The organism is Runella aurantiaca, from assembly GCF_003339505.1.
GTDB lineage: Bacteria > Bacteroidota > Bacteroidia > Cytophagales > Spirosomataceae > Runella > Runella aurantiaca.
Map to the genome: position 1 here is coordinate 363,584 of NZ_QPIW01000003.1, position 17,718 is coordinate 381,301.

A 17,718-nucleotide genomic window follows, 5' to 3' on the forward strand; every position below is an offset into this window, starting at 1 on the left:
CGATTGAAATAAACAATTGTAAATGAGTTATTTGTCCGTTTTAATTAGTGCCCCTTCGCGTAAGTTTTGGACTCCTTCTACGGCGATTTTTTCACCTTCTTTCAATCCCTCTTTCACGATGATTTTGGTTCCCAACGGTTGGCCCACTACAATTCTCCGCTGACTTACTTTGCTGCTGTCGCCCGCAACGTAGACAAAAAATTCGCCCAATTGCTCGGTCACGGATTTGTACGGAATCACGACCGATTTGGTAGAGGCGCGGTTTAGTACCCGCACGGTTCCGGTCATGCCAGCGCGCAGTAAATTGTCGGGATTGGGGAAAATTAGGCGCGTTTTGATGGTTCCCGTTTGCGGGTCTACGGCGCGGTCAAGCAATTGAATTTTGCCAGGATGAGGATAAATATCGGGGCCAAAAGCAAGCGTAAATGTGGAGTCTTTGGAAGCTCTGTTTTTAAGTAAGGTCGCAAACCGATAGATTTCTTTTTGGTCCACGCCAAAATCAACGGCCAGTTGTCCATCGGTCGAGACGGTATTCAGCAAGGTTTGCCCTGCCGAAACCGCTGCGCCGGGTTTTACCAAAGATATACCAATCACACCATCAAACGGAGCGTACACTTTGGTATATCTTACGCTGGTAGATACCGCCGAAATATTGGCTTTGGCGGCTTCTGCCTGTTTCTTGGCTACTTCGAGTGCGGCGTCGGCATTGTCAACCAGTTGCTTGGCTACGGCGTCGTTTTTATCCAACTCATGGTAACGGTCAGCGTCTTTTTGGGCTTTGTTGACGTTGGCTTCCTGTACTTTTAGGTTGGCCACGGCCTGCTCATAATTGGCCGAATAAAGTTGCGCATCGATGGAGTATAAAAGCTGTCCTTTTTTCACCCGTGCTCCGTCCTGAAAATGTACCCCCGTAATAAAGCCCGTCACCTGCGGGCGCAGTTCAACTTGATTGATGGGCGTAATGCTGGCGGGGTATTCGTCGTAATAAACGGCGTCGGTGGTGGTGACTTCTTCCAACGTCACGGCCACGGCGGGAGGGGCCTGTTGGACCGCTTTTTGGTCCTCTTTTTTATCGCAAGACGTCAGCAAAACGATGGACAATGCGGCGGTAAAGTAGTGTATGGGATTCGAATACATATAATTCGGTGATTCAGTTTTTTAATAATTAAGTTGGCCAAGGGCGCGTTGTACGTCAATTTTATTGGAAAGTACTTGATAAAGCGCGTTGTAGTAGTTGATACGGGCCAGTCGTAAATCAGTCTCCGAAGCGATGACTTCGAGGTAGGTTTTGATGCCCGACCGGTATTGCAGTTGAAGAATATCATAGACTTCGCGCGCCAATTCCATGTTTTCTTTTTGGGTAAGCAAATTGGTCAAGCTCCCTTTATAGCTGCCCAAAGCCCGCACATATTCGGCGTTGACGTTGAGTTGCAGGCGCTTAATGTCCAAATCAATTCGTTTGAGCTGCCACTCGGCGGTATTGGTATTAATCTTGCGTTTTCCTCCTTGATAAATAGGAAACGAGAGCGTAATGGCCGCAAATGAATTGGGGAAATTTTTGGAGTACAAATCCAAAAACTGGTTGTTTTGAAAGTTCAAATTGTAGGCTCCGTTGGCCGCTACTGTGGGTAAATAGCTCCATTTGGTGTATTGATAATTATACTCCAATAAGCGCTTTTGGGTATTCAGCAACTGATATTCAATGCGGGAGGTATATTCGGCATTTTGGAGGGTATCCAAAAAAAGCTCACGCTCCATTTGTAGGCTGTCGTACTGAAGATTTAGCTCTTGCGCTTTGGGATATGCCATCAAGGACTTGAGGTATTCGATTTTTCCTTTCAGAATTTCCTCGTTGCCTTTCTTTGAGGCTTTGGTATTATTGAGCGAAATCAGCGCCCGTTTGTAGTCAATTTTATCGGCCACGCCCGCTTTGTACTGATTCTGCGCATCTTTTAGGCTGCGCTCTAGCCGGACGATGTCTTCGTTGGCCACGTCGATTTGTTGCTTGGTGGTCAAAACATCATAAAAGGCTTTGGAGACATCGACGGCCAAATCGGTTTTGTTGGAAGATGTCAGCTGATTGGCCTGTAATCGTACCTCGTTTTGGGTGCGTCGGGCCAAAAGCACGTCGCGGTTAAAAAGGGGTTGCGACACCGTAAACTGCCCCGCCGAGATATTGCTGACTCCCAACTTAACGGGATTGCCGCCAATGATGCTGGTTTGTACAATAAAGTTGTGTTGCAGGTTGTAATTGAAGTTGATTTGCGGATACCAATCGGCGAGCCGACTTTTGATGTTGTTTTCGGTAATGCGCTCATCAATCACCGATTGTTGGATGGCGGGCTGATTTTTCAAAGCGTATTTCACGACCTCTTCCAAGGTGGCGTTTTCCAAGGTTCCGCCGTCGACCGATGCCTGCGATTGTGCCCAAAGCAGGCTGGGAGGCGGAGATAGGAAGGCAACGGTAATCAGCGCTAAAAAAAACTTTTTATCTGATTTTGACCAATAACTCATTCAGGGTAAAAATTATGATAGTAAGAGGAAATTGAAAGATATTTAGGCGGTGCGAAGTCGGATACTTCAAGAACCGTTGGGTAAAAAACGGCGTAGAAAAACGGAAGAATCGGCAGAATAATGACTTCCACCCCTCGCTCTCCAGTGTTTGATTGCAGGAGCGAAGCTATATACGGGCAATGTTCTCATAGTGTTTAAATTCTTAAATGACCGGACTATATTCTTTCTGATTGTCTGTTAAATAGGATAAAACCAATGGACTTTTTAGAAAGTGTAACCGAGTCATTCGGGATGTTAAGAAAGTTGTGGTGGTGTGGATAGTAACGCAATGGGTATAAATTATAAAACAATAATTTTTTAAAAGCGTTCACGCTTGAGGCAGATATGGAGGAAGCATAAAGAATAATTTTCAATCATGAAAGGCTTCCTGATTGGAGTGTAAATGAGGAAAAAATCTTTAACATTGTACCAATTGTTTTCTAAAACTGATTCAGGCAATTCCCGACGTTGTTATGAAAAAATCCATTCCAATTATTCATCCATGCTTACTGTTTTTTTTTCTGACGATGTGGGTAGACTGTGCCGTGTATGGACAAGCCCCAAAGCGTTCTCTCAGTAAACTCCTCAGAACCAAAGGCTTAGTGGCATTGTGGGATTTTAAAGAACAAGAGGGACAGTCCAGAAAATCCCGGGGCACGGCGGATTTTCCGTTACAAGAACAAAACGGCACACTGCCCCGCATCAACGAAGGGCCACTGTCGGGCTATTCGGCGCTTTTTGGTAACAAGGCTTTTCTTTCGCTGCCCAATGCTGAAATCGGTAAGCTCAATATTCACGGTAAAAATCAGGGCGTGACCGTGGTGGCCTGGGTCAAGTGGACAGGAGAACAAACGGGATTTGTGGGAGGGATTTGGAACGAACACCAAGACGGTGGCAAACGGCAGTACGGGCTGTTTGTGTCGTTGCCGTATTACAACGGTCGAAATCAGGTATGTGGTCATATTTCACTCACTGGCAAACCTACGCCGCCGTTTCCTTATTCTATTGATTATTCGGCGAGTGAACAGACTGTGCCCGCCAATGAGTGGTGTTGCATTGCTTTTACGTACGATGGGCAATACATTCGCTCGTATTTTAACGGTATTTTCAAAGCGCGTCCGACCGAACTCATCGACCATACCAAAGGCTTTGAGGGCTACCCCGAGGGTTTGACCCAATCCAAAAATCCGTATTATTTTCCCGACGGCATGGGCAACAACGGTTCTGATTTTACCGTGGGGGCTGTGCTACTTAAAGCGGGAATGGGTAATTTTTTTAAGGGACAAATCGGCGGATTAGCCGTTTTTGACCGCACATTGAGCGATGCCAAACTGAAAAAGTTATCGGTAGCGTTTTTGGAAGGGGGGGGGCATTAAGCCACTCTTAGACAGGCTTAATGCGTTGAGTTACGGTTTTGCCCGTTGCGATTTCAGTTCCTTTTAACTCAATATAAAGAACATTGGGCGACCAAAACGAGCCGCCGTCGATGCGGATGAATACCCGGCTCAATACGCACTCTTTTTTATTGATTGCGGTATATACCTGATATTGATTTTGGGCGTCTTTCTTCAACAAAAGCGGTAGCTTAGAATAGGCCACCGAGCGCAGTTCGTAGCGGTCGTTTCCCGTCGACTTTACGTTGATTCCGTAGGCAAATTTTCGTTGAATGTAGTTCAGGTCTTTACGAATTCCTCCCTCTGGATACCGAATCCAAAACGCATGAACGGGGTCCTCTGTTTCTAATTTGCCGTTTTTATCCACATTGATTTCGTAACAAATCGTGTTGGTATTAGGGTCGCGTTGGATATAAAACAGAAGCCCTTTGATTCCGTTGGGTACGGGAAAGCTCTCCGGGTCGGGGAGGGGTGCTTTATCGGTGCTACTGTTGGGTGTCGAAAACGATAAAAGTAGCGGGGCAACAAGCAACCACAGAATAATTGAAAGTTTCATGACTATAGTTTACTGCAAAAACAACTTTAAACGACCGAAGACCATGCTTCTGCCCATGAAAAAACCTTTTCGTACCCTTCATGAGTTCCGTAATTCAGTACTTTTTCAACTTTGTTGAAATCGCCCGAGAAAGGGCCAGAAGCTTCGATGTTGATGGTGGCCATGGCTGCACCAAACTCACCGGCTTCTTCCACGTCGGCGCCGGCTATTTTTTTTGATAAATAGCCCGCCATGTACGTATCGCCGCAACCCGTGGCGTCCACTACTTTTGTGGGCGTAAAGGCGGGGATTTTATGAAAGCGATTATCGGTATAAATCACCGAGCCGTGGCTGCCAAGGGTAATGATTACTTCTTTAACGCCCATATCGGCCAAGTATTTGGCACCTTCCTGCACCTTACTTTTGCCCGTCAATACCTCCATTTCAAACTCATTGGCTTTCAAAATGCTTACGTGCGGCAGCGCCTCTTTTTTGTCGGCCCAGTCTTTATAAAGCACCTTTTTGTCTTTAACGTACCGCAAATATCCCTGAATATCCAATGAAACCATGCCTTTGGTGGCGAGTAGTTTCAACAGTTCCAGGGAGATGTCGTCTGAAAGTAAAGGCCCTAAATGGTAGATTTTAGCGGTAATGTCGGGCATGACCGGAACATCAAACGGGGAGGCTTTTTGCAATACGTTTTGTTCGCGGTGGTTTTGATTTTCGGGGTAAATGTTCTCAAAATACACCGAGTACTCGCTGGGTAAAGCATATACTTCAATGCCTGATTTGCGCAGGTCGGCAACCACTCCCAACTCACTCGTTGCCAAAGCCGTGACCAAAGCATAGTCTAATTGTGCCTTTTGGATGGCTTTGGAAAAATAAAAAGAAGTGCCTCCCGGCATATATTTGACCGAGTGGGGTGTCACGACTTTATCGAGCGTGATGTGCCCGATGGTGCATATATCGTACATACTCTTCAATGATTTGGTGTCAGTATTTTTGTAAAAATGCGTCGAAGCTAAATCTTAAAAAGTAAGCAATCAGAATGATGAATTTACAATAAAATCATTTAACTGCCTAACTTTTAATTGTTTAACTTCATTGGTGCTTAACTTCTTAATTTCGTAACCTCCTCAGGTACTCGCGCAAAATCATGGATTTCCACATCGGCGACGGAGTCAGTTTTGGTGGCGGTTTCTTCCCAACCTTGTACATTTAGCCAGATTGTTTTGCAGCCGATTTCGTGCGCTGGAACAATGTCTTTGCTGTACGAGTCGCCAATGACGACGCAGGCTTCGGCGGGCAATTGTAACGCATCCACTCCGAGTTGATAAATGGCTGGATTGGGCTTTCTTACGCCCACCACGGCCGATTCTACCACGGCGTTGAAATACGCAGCAATCCCAAAATCATTTAAAACGCTGTTGATATTTCCGTAAAAATTAGAAACCATCACCAGCGGATACTGCTTTGAAAGTTGCGCCAAAACGGGGGCGGCCTGCCCCACGGTTGTTTTGGCAAAAAGATGACAGTCCGTTGCAATCAGCTCAATGCTTTCAGAATTGACCTGAAAACCGTTGTCTTTTAAAAACTGAAACTGTTGCTCCACCTTGAGCCGTAAGGTATCTAAAAAAGTATGCTCAGGTTTCACAATCGGATGAATCGCCAAGGCTCTCTCCCCAAATGAGTACGCTTTTGAAAATGTTTCTTGGTCAATTTGTACCCCATATTTTTGGTAACTGTTCCACAATACACCGCCCCAATGCAATCCGTTGGTGTCGATGGTGCCACCGTAGTCAAGCAAAACTCCTTTTATCATAAACGATTTACTTTAAATAATTGGGTGACAGATTAACCAAAAAAATCATCATTTATTTGAAATGGTTTCCAGCGCAGTTTCTTTGCCCACTGGTTGAACGTTTGTACGTTGGAGCAAAAGCAACCCAATGCCTATCCACACCAACTCTCTGATACGCACCACGATACCGATAAACAGGCCCGTTGCGGCTGGCATTCCGATGCTCTGCAATGCCAGCGCCAACCCCCCTTCCCGGGTGCCGAGCTGCATCGGGAAGAAAAAAATCAGGTTGGCAAACAACGAAGAGCCTGAGCTAACAATCAGCGATTCTGTTATCGACATATCCAATCCGATGGCTTGAGCCGTAAAGTAAATCTCGGCGCAACCGACCACCCGGGCCGCAAATTCCAGCCCCAGCGAAGCGTAAAAACGTGGCTTTCGCTCCGCGTAGAGAATGCGGATTTGCTCGTCGATTTCATGCAATGCGTCAATTTTTTCGGCCATAAAGCCCTTTACCATTTTATTGACGAAGTACATTTTTTCCAACAATCGAAACGTACTGACCGTAAAGCCGCGTTGGTAGACGCGAATAAACCAAAAGCCCAACACCAAACCCACCACCAACATGAGGCCGCAACCCGCGAGCATCAGCGTACTCAATGGAACAAAAGCCACGATGAGCACAATCGACGCCAACCAAAACAACACGTGCGAAAACATGTGCATCAGGCTGTACAATAACACCGACGACGTGGCCTTGCGGATTCCGAGCGCGGGTTTGAGCAACATGATGCGGTACGGCTCGCCGCCCAGCGCCACAAACGGCGTAATGTAATTGATAACGTAACCCGTGATCGTCAATCGAAGTACCGACCAAAAAGAAAGGTTGCTTGCGGGCAGTTGTGGCTCTTCTATGATGGCCTTAAACGCAAAAGCATTCAGAACATAAATCACCAACCAGCTGCCAATGACGGGAATAAACCAAAAACCCATTTTTTGGATGTTGGCTTCGATGACGTCAAGCCCCATGCCATAAATCATATAGCCCAGGAAAATGACACCCAGCACCAAAAATAGGGCTTTGTATATCGTCGTACTCTTCACGTTAAGACACGATTTTTTGGTAAAAATGACGGCTCACTTTCTCCTGACTCACGCACATGTAAATGAGAATGGGGTTCAGAATAAAAATATCGAATAGAAAATAAATCCACGCTTGGTCGATAAACAACCACAAAAACAGAAACAAAACCCGCGTGTTGAACTGAATAATATTGGTATATTTCATCAGTGGCTTATTTTGTGCTCTAAACTCGGTAATAAGCCATTCGGGCAACCCTGAGCTATATTTTTCGCGTACTACACCCAAAAGTTTTTGCAGATTGGGCGAGAAGCTTTCCTGCATTTTGGTATAGTTTAAGTAAAATCTTGCAACCAGTTTCATGCCGAAGTTTTTACCCCACGTCAGCGTGTCGTATTCTTTCTGCAACTCGCGGCTGTTGTCCAGTTCGCTGCCAGAAGTGCCTTTGATAAAGAACAAATGCACGTTGCGGTAGTAATCGGCCATCGCTGATTGCACCACGTGCGAAGCGCCCGCTACCACGCCCGGTACCCAAATAAACGCGCTCCAACCTTCGTTTAGGCTGCGCAAACAAATGGCAACGTGAATGGCAATAAACCAAAAATCCCCCGCCGCTCCGTCTAAGATGCGTCCTAGTCGGCTCTTGTTATTGGTCATGCGGGCCAGCTGCCCATCGGCACTGTCGAGAGAGTTGGCAAAAACCAACAACAACATGCCGATGACGTTTATCCACAGTTCTTGGTAATAGAAAAGAATTCCCGCCGCTACGCCAAAAAAGATGCTGACAATGGTAACGGGATTGGGCGTAATGCCTACTTTGGCGCAAAAAAGGGCAATTTGATAGCCAATGGGCCGATAAAACCAAATATCAATCTGCTCTTCGGTATCGCTTGATTTCAGTGAATTTTCAAAAGCACTGCTTTTGGGCGTTTCCTTTTTGTCGGTGGGTATTTTTTGGGTCAAATTTTCCATCAGGCAGCTATGGTAAATTGTTGAAAAATGGCTTGGGCAATCGACTCAGCGGCATCTTGACGGCACGGAGCAAAGCTCGGCCAGTCGTTGAGGTCAATGATGTGAAACCGTCCGTCTTTTCCCACGATGGCATCTCCACCATACACGTGTACATCGAGTGCTTCGGCTGATGCATTGGCGGCTTTGCGGAGCGCATCCTCATCAAAAGGATAGTACAGCGACTTGCCGTTGATGTTTTCATAATCGGCGTATTTGTGGTGGTTGTTGGCGTACGGATAAAACCAATAGAAAAAATCGGTGTTGCGTACGGCATAAAACTTCACCAAATCGCCCATCAAATGCTCAGAAATGACGGCGTCGGGAATATCCCGGAGTGCGTATTCACGCAATATCTCACGGGCTTCGTCGGCGCTTGCCGCAAAGGTCACGTCTTCTTTATGAATGGCGTGAAAATCACCGCGTTTAATCCAAAATCCTTTGCCGGGCAGTTGCTCAAAAACATCATTTCCAGCATAAGAAGTGGGCACAATAAAACTTTTGGGATATGGAATGTCGTTTTCGACCAGTCCTTTGGTCATATTTGTTCTAAAACATTTTTCGATTCCAAAACCAGAATTGACAACGACTTTTCCCGCCAATTCCAAATCTTGCAATTTTTTCACTACTTCTTTCTGCCGCGCCATGGTAAAAATAAAGCGTTGCTCAATCGTCTCTTTTTGCAGAAACTCGTCTTCGCAACAGATGCTTACCGTGCATCCCATTCGTTGGAGTGCTTGGGCGGTTAATGAAAAAATGGCGTCATCATTTCCGATATGATTGGGTGAAAACTTCTTGTTTCGGTGTACTCCTAGTAATTCAAATGTATTCATTATAAAACAACTTCATGATTTGGTGTCTGCTGCGCGTGGCTCAAAAAAAGCTCGGCAGTGGTAATGTCCCTCACGTGGTCAATGTCCACGATTTTTGAAAAGGGAAAAGCTTTGATAATTAACTTATTGTCAATCAATTGGCGTTGGAAATTGCGCATTCTGCTGGTGCCGCTTTCAATCGCCTGCGTAACGCAATCGAGGGCTTTGTTGCGCAAACAATAAATGCCACCCGATACAAATGGCGTGCTCAAAGTGTTGGTGTCGGTAAAAGCCGTGACCAAATGTTGTTCATCGGTTGCCACAAACAAAGGACTTTCGTCATCCACAAAGGTGGTGACGGCCATTAATCCGTCCAGCTCGCGGTTTTGTTCAAATGCCCGAATATATGACTCAAATTCATCTTCCGTAAATACCGTGTCGGTGGTGGTCAGACACAACTCATCAATGGCGGGATTGGCCTTTAGCAATTCATAAAAGCTGTGCAATGAACTCGGCGTGGATTTTTTGATGACCCGAACCGGCACCTCATAAGTTGTTTCCGACAAGTGTTTTTCCAGTGCCTCCGAGGCTTCGTTAATGATAATTTGAATGCTTTCGGCCCGATTATTACTGAAAATACCAATCAAACGGTCAATCAACATTTCGCCGTGCAGCGCGACCATCGGCTTAGGAAGCGGAAACCCTTCCTGCGCCAATCGTGAACCTTCTCCTGCTGCGATGATTGCGTAATTCATTCTTTGTGCTTCTTTAAATAATTGATAATTAGGTGGTTTAAAGTATTAGAAATCAACCCTAAACCGCGCCCGAATGCCCCACTCGGATACACCCGGATGATTGAGGTAATTGAAACGTTTTACCAAATCCAGACGCAATAATTTGAAAATATTGGCTATCCCGACGCTGCCTTCCACGTACGGCGTGCGTCCCAAAGAGTAACTGATGGATTTATCCTGCTCGTCAACTGGAAAACGAAAAACAGAGGTTTGTTTGTTCGGATTGTTTTCGTCGCGCAGGCCGCCTACGAGTGCTTTCAAGCTGACCACCTCGCGGAGTTTTAGTTTTTTGAGCAATGGTATTTTGTTGAAAATGAATCCGTTGAAATAATATTGCACGTCTACGCTGGCGTAATGGTCACTCACGAACTCAAGAAAATTCATGAGATTGTATGAGTTCAATTGGTAGGCGTAGGTTTGGTTGGCGCGGTGAATCATCAGCAACGGAAACGGAATGTTTTTGCCCGCAATGTAGCCGCCTTCCGTCGTGACGTCGGCGTAGCCGTACTGCGAGAAGTAAAAACGTTTTGCAATATTGGCCGTAATGTTGTGGTAGTTGTTTTGGCCCGACAAAAAGCCTTTCACGCCCACGTTGTAGCGAAGTGTGAAAATAGGGGAGCGGTTGATGAGCGGTGTGCGGTACAGTTTTCCTTGGTAAAACTGCTCGTTTGGCGCGTACCGCAGTTCCAGACTCAGCTCGGTATTTTTCAACTGAGGTACACTTTGTACGTTGCCTTCATTATCAACGGTTTCATAACGCAGGATGCCGGCGGGGCTTTGATTCCACTGCGTAAAGCCCACCCGGTAAGAGAAATGGTTGGCTAACTCGCGGATGTACTCCAATTTAAAAATTTCATTGTACAGCCAGCGGTTATTATCGCCGCGTTTGAAGGACAATAAAAAGTTGTCTTCCTGCACAAACTGCAAGTCCTGTCCTGGAATTTTGGTATCGCGCTGAAAACTGGCTCGTATGTAATGAAACGGAAACTGGTACACCGATTTATTGTTGAGCGAATACGTGCCGCTTAAAAAATACTTCCATTTTTCATCCTTGAATCCGTAGGCTGCGTAGGTTTCAAAAAAGTAACGATTGCTGAGGTCGGTGGTGGTTCGGCCGCCAAAACGCAGACGGAATCCTTCCACGGGATTGAAGCTATAAAACGTATTGACGGGACCCACTTCTACAAGGCCGAAGGATTTATAACCCGCCAGAAGCAAGGTTGCAACATCCATTGTTCGGCGGAAAGACGGGATGGTTTGGAGCGTGTCTACGTTTCGGTAAATATTGCGCTCCAGCCGCTCCAACGGTAAGTGTCTCACATTGTTCCAGTAGGTTTCTCCTTTATTTACGGCCAAAAGTGCGGCCACATTTTCTTGCGCTGGGCCTTTATAAACGCTGTCGGGACGGACTTGATTGATGGTAAAGTTCTTGAAATTTACGACGCGTTGTCCATAAAGGCCGCCCGATTTATCGCCCAGTGCAAACTCCATTCCTAGCGTAGTTTTAGCAGGATGGTAGCGGCCGTCCGTACCTTTTTCAAACTCCAACTTTGCTTCCAAATCGCGCATGAAGTTGAGATTGATTTCCTTATTGACCGTCAGGTAAGCATTCTGAACGCTGTAGTTACCGTCGAGGGTCACAAATAGTTTCCCTTCAAAGAGCATATCGGTTTTATTGCGCGGCACAAATCCCAACTCAATCAGCCAAGGCGTTTGGGTTTTGACGGTATCGCGAATAAAAAATTTGTAGAACGTCGGGGCCGTGTTGGCAATGGGGCTTAGCAGCAGGTTGGTGGCGATAGAAATGTCGTTCTTGTAAATGTCTACATCCTCGTACAAACGTCGGAAGTAGGCGTTCAAACCATCATTGTCAATAAATTTAGAGTCAAATTCGGCCTTACGGTCGGCTTCTACCCATTGCTTTTTGGTATAGGGATTTTTGCGAAAATAGACTTTAGAGAGTTTCTCCTGCATGTAAGCGGGCAACAGATTTTTGCCGCCCATGCCCGTCGAATCTTGGTTGACAAACAAAAACTGGTAGTTCCGGAAAATGCGACGCTCCTTAAAACTGTCGGAAAGGTTGCTCAACGACAAGGCAATTTTCTCGTATTGTTCGTATTCCACGTAGTCATTGGCCGCCATCTGGTTTTGTTCTTTGTGCTCAATCACCTCCCGAATGAGCTGCACCGCTGGATTATCTTTGTTTCGATAGCGGCTCGTTTTTCCCCTGACGGTCACTTCCTTCAATTGCAAGGCATCGACGGCCATTTTTATATTAATGGTCTGCGCAATCCCGGGCGTGACGTTTTTGTCGATGCTCAGGTACCCGATGTAGGTAAACCTAATGACTGATTTGTTGGCTGGTACGGTAAGGCTATAGCGGCCTTCGGCATCAGAAGTGCTACCGATGTTGGTTCCTACTACCTGTACATTTACATACGGCAGGGTTTCGCCCGATTTAGTGTCGGTAATAACGCCTTTGACGGTGGTCGTTTGGGTAAACGCAACGCCTAACGTTAGACATAAAATCGACAGGAGGTTGGTTATATCTGTGGCTAACTTTTTCATTTTAATGTGGGCTTTTGGCCCTTTGTTCATCACGACTGTACATTTGAATGGGTCTAATCAAGTTTCTTCTTTAGAAAAAAAACTTCGGTAAAGGCACTTTTTGTGGGTTGCTTTAAATCCAGTCATTGGCTTTGTACCACTGCCAAGTTTCGGCAATTCCTTTGTTTAAGTTATAATGAGGCTGGTATTGTAAATCCCGTTTGGCGGCTTCGATACTGCAAAACCAATTTGGTGCGGTCAACTCTTTTACTTTTTCACGGTTTACCACGGGGGCCACCGACGAAAACGTGGCGCCCAATTCCATGATATTGGCGGCTAGTTTCAACACGCCCACGGGCAAATGAATCCGACGGGGTTTTTTGCCGCTTGTTTCCTTAAAGGCGTCGGCCAAGGCGTATCGGTCGTAGGCAAATCCATCGGAGATGTTGTAGACCTGACGTTCATTTTGGCCTTTGAGCAAGGCCGCAACCGTCACCTCTGCCAAATCTTTGACGTAGACAAAGCTCAATCGCTGGGGTTCTTTGCCGATGTAAGCGTCGAAGCCTTGATTGAGGGTTTTGAAAAGAATGAACAAATCTTTCTCTCGCGGTCCATACACGGCAGTGGGCCGTATGGTGGTCAAAGGTAAGGCTGTTAATTCTTCCAACATATTCTCTGCCAACAGTTTACTTTTGCCATAACTCGTAATGGGCAATGGTAAAGTGTTCTCCGTGATGGGCTGCTCTTCGGCATACGACAAAGGACCCAGTGCCGCCAAACTGCTCATAAACAAAAACCGTTTCAGCGGAATATCAGCTTCCAGTGCTGCTTCGGCCAGCAAACGCGTATAATCGGCATTGATTAGATTGTAGGCTTGGGTATTTTTGGCTCGTGTGGCTCCCGCCGCGTGAATAATGTAGCTGTAATCCCCCTCTTTCAACATTTTTTTCAGCGCCTCTTTATCGCTTAACGCTGGATATACAAATACAGGATTGAATTTTTTTAGGTGATTGACATTACTGGAACGACGGACGGCGGCGTGAACTTCCAAGCCCTCTTTTTGGGCGGCTTCTATCAGATGATAACCGATAAAACCGCTTGCTCCCGTAATCAATACCCTGCTGCTCATAATTCTTTCTCGTACAATCTGTATCTTTTGTAAAGCGTGCCGTTAATCTGTTCGATGGCGTGGTTCATGAGGTAATTATCTTCCAACATCCACGAACATTCTCCCCCTGTAATTTTGGTTCCGTAGGTATTCTTGATGATGGTCCCGTACAAACAAGCTTCAATGCCCATTTTACGGTACCCTTCAAGGACCCCCAGCGTCAGAACACGGATACGGGTGATATTTTTCTTCTGAAAAAGCAGTTTGAAAATACCCGTTGGCAATAGCCGTCCGCGCTTAATCTTGATAAGTACTTGATTTATATCGGGTATCCCCAACGCAAACCCCACAAACTTGCCATCTTTTTCGGCCACTATGCAATAGTTTGGGTCCAAAATCAACTTCAAGTCTTTGGCCAAATAATCAAACTCATTATCGGTCATCGGCACAAATCCCAAGTTTTTGTCCCACGCCGAGTTGTACACATCCCGAATCTTAACTACCTCATTTTTAAAATCTTTGAGGTCTACTTTTCGGATGGTAATTCCTGCGCGCTTTAACCTTTGCTGTAAGGTATCCAACAGCTTTATGGAGCGGTCGTTGGAGTTGCTTACTTCCAGTTCGTAGGCTAACAAATCGGTCTTTTTACGTAGTCCTGTTTTCAGCAACAGTTTTTCGTAATAAGGCGCATTGTAGGGCATCATGGCCATCGGGGGGCGGTCAAAACCCTCTACCAAAAGCCCACTAGGGTCATTGGTAGAAAAATTGACTGGGCCGTTGAGTTGCTCTGCTCCCTGCGATTTCAACCATTCAGATACCTGCTTGATGAGTGCGTCAGCAACCTCTTGGTCGTCAATACAGTCAAAAAAACCAAAAAAACCGTCTTTCCTTCCCGTAAATGCATTGTGATTTCGGTTGAAGATGGCCGCAATACGCCCCACTACACGTAGATTACTATACGCAAGAAAAGGCTTCACCGTAGAGTGTTCGTGGAAAGGATGCTTGCCCGGCGTCAGCATATCCCGCTGAGCGATAAACAGCTCAGGGACATAGTTTTTATCATCGCGATACAAATCGTGCGGGAAGTCAATGAACTGACCAAGCTCTTTCTTAGAGTCTACGGAAGCTACGCGAATCATAGTTTTACTTTTATCGCCTCAGGACGAAGTTTGCGGTAAATTCTGGCCATTTTGTCGACAGCTTCTTCAATTTGGCTAAACGTGTGCGTTGCCATCAAAGAGAACCGGATGAGGGTGTCTTCGGGGCGAACAGCGGGCGAAACGACGGGATTTACAAAGACGCCGTCTTCCTGAAGAAGCTTGGTCATCATAAATGTGAGGTCGTTATTTCTTATATAAACTGGCAAAATCGGGCTTTCGGTATGGCCCAAATCAAAGCCACTTATGAGGAGTAACTCTTTGGCGTAGCGTGTGTTGGCCCAAAGTCGCTCAATGTGGAATGGCTCCGATTCGATAATGTCCAATGCCGCCAACGTGCTGGCCACGGTAGCGGGCGTCATGCTGGCGCTGAATATAAGCGAACGCGCGCGGTGCTTGAGGTAGTCGACGGTGGCGGCGTCGCTGGCGATAAATCCACCCAACGAAGCAAGCGATTTGCTGAACGTACCCATGATTAAATCGGTACTATCTGTCAGTCCAAAATGCGACGATGCACCAGCTCCTTTTTCACCGATTACGCCCAGGCTGTGGGCGTCGTCGACCATGATGGCGGCGTCAAAATCGGCGGCAACTTTATTCAAGTCGGGAAGATTGACAATATCACCTTCCATGCTGAATATGCCGTCGGTTACGATGAGCTTAACGGCTTCATCGGGCAACAGACTCAACTTCTTGCGAAGGTCAGTCATGTCGTTGTGGGCGTACTTAATGACTTTTGAAAAAGACAAACGGCTTCCGTCAATGATGGAAGCGTGGTTCATTTCATCCAACAAAATGTAGTCATTACGCCCTGTAAGTGAGGATATTGCGCCTAAATTGGCCTGATAGCCAGTACTGAAAAGAATAGCTGATTCTTTTCCAGTATAAGCCGCCAGCCGGCGTTCTAGCTCAATATGAATGTCTAATGTACCATTCAGGAAGCGCGAGCCTGCGCATCCGGTACCGTATTTTTGGGCCGCTTTTTGCGACGCCTCAATAATGTAAGGATGGTTTGTAAGTCCCAAATAAGAATTGGAACCAAACATCAAAACGGGTTTTCCATCAATTATCACTTCCGTATCCTGCCCTGATTCGATAGGTCTGAAATAAGGATATAATCCTTTTTCTTTTATAGCAGCAGCATCCTTAAATTCTGCAACTTTGTTTTGTAACTTCTTACTCATACTGTCAATGTGTGTCAGAATATATAAATTTATCAAATTGACCAAAGGTCAATTTCATCATAGGTTCTCAGTAATTTTAATGGCGGGTAGGGTAAAGAAGGATAATCTAATGAACAATAATTGGGCGAAAATGTTTCAATGGCTTTTAAAACTAACTAACAGTCTCAGAAATAAAAAGATATTCGGTAATCATGCTGATAATTAGGTTCTTATGATTTTCGGCGAATGTATTAAATTCATCTTCTGATGCATTATACATTTTCATATTCATATTCTTACCCACAAAAACAAACTGCAAGCTTCCCATAATCAAAGGCATCAAATGCTCCACACTTATATTGCGCATTCGGCCGTTTATAATCTCTTCTTCAATTTGGTTTGATAGTGTAACATGTAATAATTCCTTAAACCTTGATAACTCCGGCAAGAGCCGTTCGGGGTCCCGATGGATTTCGGTCATCAAAAACAACACTAAACTCGGCTCCTTCTTCATCATTTGAAAATCTTCTTCAATAAGCTCAATCAGCTTTTCACGAATACTGATTGGTTTCTCAAAGATTTTCAGGGTGTTTTTACAGTAATAACTGAACAGGTCTCTAAAAATTTCAAAAAAAAGTTTCTCTTTACTTCTGAAATAATAGTTCGTAAGCGCAATGTTCATGCTGGCTGCCTCCGCTATATCCCTCGCGGTGGTGCCTGCATATCCCTTTTTTAAAAAAACAGTCTTCGCTGCTTCTTTAATTTTTTCTTCACTTGATTGAGTAATACACGTCACTTTGGCCTCCTAATTTTCAAAACTTGCGCCAAAGTTGAAAACTATTTTTTTAACCGCCAAACATTTAAATGCATATTTTAAACAAATGTTTAAAATGCTTGTTTAGTTTAAAAAAAACTGTGTTTTGTACTAAAAAAAAGAGGCTTGCCTCCCATTGAAATAGTGGAATAATATTATTTGACTTTTTTTAATTCCCTGAATAAGTGGCTAGTTATTTGTTGATACCCTTTGCTGTTTTATAAAAATACCCGAGGAGTACAATGCTTTTGCATTGGTATTATGCTTATAAAAAATAGTATGATTTGTGAGGGTTTGTTTGTTAATTTGATGTCAACTTTGGTAAAACTCACAAATACCCCTTTTGAAAATCACCTTCTTACATAACGAAGAAGAACTTCTCTGGCAGCGCTTCAAAGCGGGTGACAGCGGTGCGTTGGGGCAGCTTTCGCGGCGTCATTACCGGGCCTTGTTTAATTACGCCGCCAAATTCACCAAAGACCGGGAGATTGTCAGGGATTGCATTCAGGATTTGTTTCTGGAACTCTGGGAGCGACGAGAGCACCTGACCGAGACGCCTTTTGTTCGGATTTACCTCATCAAATCGTTGCGTAACAACCTATTTCGTAAACTTCGTCAGGAACGGTGGATGCTCGAATCGGAAGATTTAGACGAAGATTTGCCTTTCTCAGACCATACTTCGGCCGAATCAACGCTGATTGAGAGCGAGCTTTTTCACGAAAATGAAGGAAAAATAAAGGCCGTTTTGGCCAAGCTCCCCAAACGGCAGCAAGAGATTATCTTTTTGAAATTCTACGAAGGTCTGTCCAATAACCAAATCGCCGAAATTTTGACCATGAACCGCCAATCGGTGGCTAATCTGCTGCATCGGGCCCTTACTTCTTTAAAAACCAATTGGTTTTCGTTGGCCAAAATGATGCTTTTCTTCTGGGCTAATGTAAAATAATCAAA

Annotated in this window: 16 protein-coding genes; 2 read left to right on the forward strand and 14 right to left on the reverse strand. The window is 45.2% G+C overall.

Annotated features, from left to right (window positions below):
• Positions 1-27 precede the first annotated feature (27 nt).
• Positions 28-1,137 (reverse strand): efflux RND transporter periplasmic adaptor subunit, encoded by a 1,110-nt coding sequence (locus DVG78_RS06820; protein WP_114460320.1) that lies wholly within the window; start codon positions 1,135-1,137, stop codon positions 28-30.
• Between the two features lie 21 nt (positions 1,138-1,158).
• Positions 1,159-2,514: a TolC family protein gene (locus DVG78_RS06825; RefSeq protein WP_114460321.1), complete on the reverse strand. Its 1,356-nt coding sequence runs from the start codon at positions 2,512-2,514 to the stop codon at positions 1,159-1,161.
• A 512-nt stretch (positions 2,515-3,026) separates the two neighbouring features.
• Here DVG78_RS06825 and DVG78_RS06830 point away from each other — a divergent pair.
• Positions 3,027-3,929, forward strand: a complete 903-nt coding sequence (locus tag DVG78_RS06830) for a LamG-like jellyroll fold domain-containing protein (RefSeq protein WP_114460323.1) — start codon at positions 3,027-3,029, stop codon at positions 3,927-3,929.
• Positions 3,930-3,936: 7 nt separating this feature from the next.
• Here DVG78_RS06830 and DVG78_RS06835 read toward each other — a convergent pair whose 3' ends face one another.
• The 12 genes from DVG78_RS06835 to DVG78_RS06890 form a co-directional block, all read right to left on the reverse strand.
• Entirely contained in the window at positions 3,937-4,503 is a 567-nt protein-coding gene (locus tag DVG78_RS06835) for a DUF4833 domain-containing protein (RefSeq protein ID WP_114460325.1), read from the reverse strand.
• A gap of 26 nt (positions 4,504-4,529) precedes the next feature.
• The gene (locus DVG78_RS06840) at positions 4,530-5,456 is read right to left on the reverse strand and encodes a PfkB family carbohydrate kinase (protein WP_199563211.1); all 927 of its coding nucleotides are present in this window, start codon (positions 5,454-5,456) and stop codon (positions 4,530-4,532) included.
• 137 nt (positions 5,457-5,593) lie between these two features.
• The gene (locus DVG78_RS06845) at positions 5,594-6,304 is read right to left on the reverse strand and encodes an HAD family hydrolase (protein ID WP_114460328.1); all 711 of its coding nucleotides are present in this window, start codon (positions 6,302-6,304) and stop codon (positions 5,594-5,596) included.
• Positions 6,305-6,352: 48 nt separating this feature from the next.
• Entirely contained in the window at positions 6,353-7,387 is a 1,035-nt protein-coding gene (locus DVG78_RS06850) for a lysylphosphatidylglycerol synthase transmembrane domain-containing protein (RefSeq protein ID WP_114460330.1), read from the reverse strand.
• Between the two features lies 1 nt (position 7,388).
• Positions 7,389-8,336 (reverse strand): CDP-alcohol phosphatidyltransferase family protein, encoded by a 948-nt coding sequence (locus DVG78_RS06855; RefSeq protein ID WP_114460331.1) that lies wholly within the window; start codon positions 8,334-8,336, stop codon positions 7,389-7,391.
• Positions 8,336-9,205 carry a hypothetical protein gene (locus tag DVG78_RS06860; protein ID WP_114460333.1) on the reverse strand — a complete coding sequence of 290 codons (870 nt, stop codon included), beginning with the start codon at positions 9,203-9,205 and terminating at the stop codon, positions 8,336-8,338. The genes DVG78_RS06855 and DVG78_RS06860 overlap by 1 nt, the downstream gene beginning before the upstream one ends.
• On the reverse strand, positions 9,205-9,939 hold the full coding sequence (locus DVG78_RS06865; protein ID WP_114460335.1) for an NTP transferase domain-containing protein: 735 nt from the start codon (positions 9,937-9,939) through the stop codon (positions 9,205-9,207). Before DVG78_RS06865 ends, DVG78_RS06860 begins: the two co-directional genes overlap by 1 nt.
• A 45-nt stretch (positions 9,940-9,984) precedes the next feature.
• Positions 9,985-12,546, reverse strand: coding sequence for a DUF5686 and carboxypeptidase-like regulatory domain-containing protein (locus DVG78_RS06870; protein ID WP_114460381.1), 2,562 nt, complete (start codon positions 12,544-12,546; stop codon positions 9,985-9,987).
• 112 nt (positions 12,547-12,658) lie between these two features.
• Positions 12,659-13,654: an NAD-dependent epimerase/dehydratase family protein gene (locus tag DVG78_RS06875; RefSeq protein ID WP_114460337.1), complete on the reverse strand. Its 996-nt coding sequence runs from the start codon at positions 13,652-13,654 to the stop codon at positions 12,659-12,661.
• The gene (locus tag DVG78_RS06880; protein ID WP_114460339.1) at positions 13,651-14,772 is read right to left on the reverse strand and encodes a GNAT family N-acetyltransferase; all 1,122 of its coding nucleotides are present in this window, start codon (positions 14,770-14,772) and stop codon (positions 13,651-13,653) included. The genes DVG78_RS06875 and DVG78_RS06880 overlap by 4 nt, the downstream gene beginning before the upstream one ends.
• Positions 14,769-15,974 (reverse strand): serine palmitoyltransferase, encoded by a 1,206-nt coding sequence (gene spt / locus DVG78_RS06885; RefSeq protein WP_114460340.1) that lies wholly within the window; start codon positions 15,972-15,974, stop codon positions 14,769-14,771. The genes DVG78_RS06880 and spt overlap by 4 nt, the downstream gene beginning before the upstream one ends.
• A gap of 151 nt (positions 15,975-16,125) precedes the next feature.
• Complete coding sequence (locus tag DVG78_RS06890; RefSeq protein WP_114460342.1) at positions 16,126-16,749, reverse strand: TetR/AcrR family transcriptional regulator; 624 nt, start codon at positions 16,747-16,749, stop codon at positions 16,126-16,128.
• Between the two features lie 361 nt (positions 16,750-17,110).
• On the opposite strand from DVG78_RS06890, the gene DVG78_RS06895 reads away from it, so the two are divergent.
• Positions 17,111-17,713, forward strand: a complete 603-nt coding sequence (locus tag DVG78_RS06895; protein ID WP_114460344.1) for an RNA polymerase sigma factor — start codon at positions 17,111-17,113, stop codon at positions 17,711-17,713.
• The last annotated feature ends 5 nt before the right edge of the window (positions 17,714-17,718 follow it).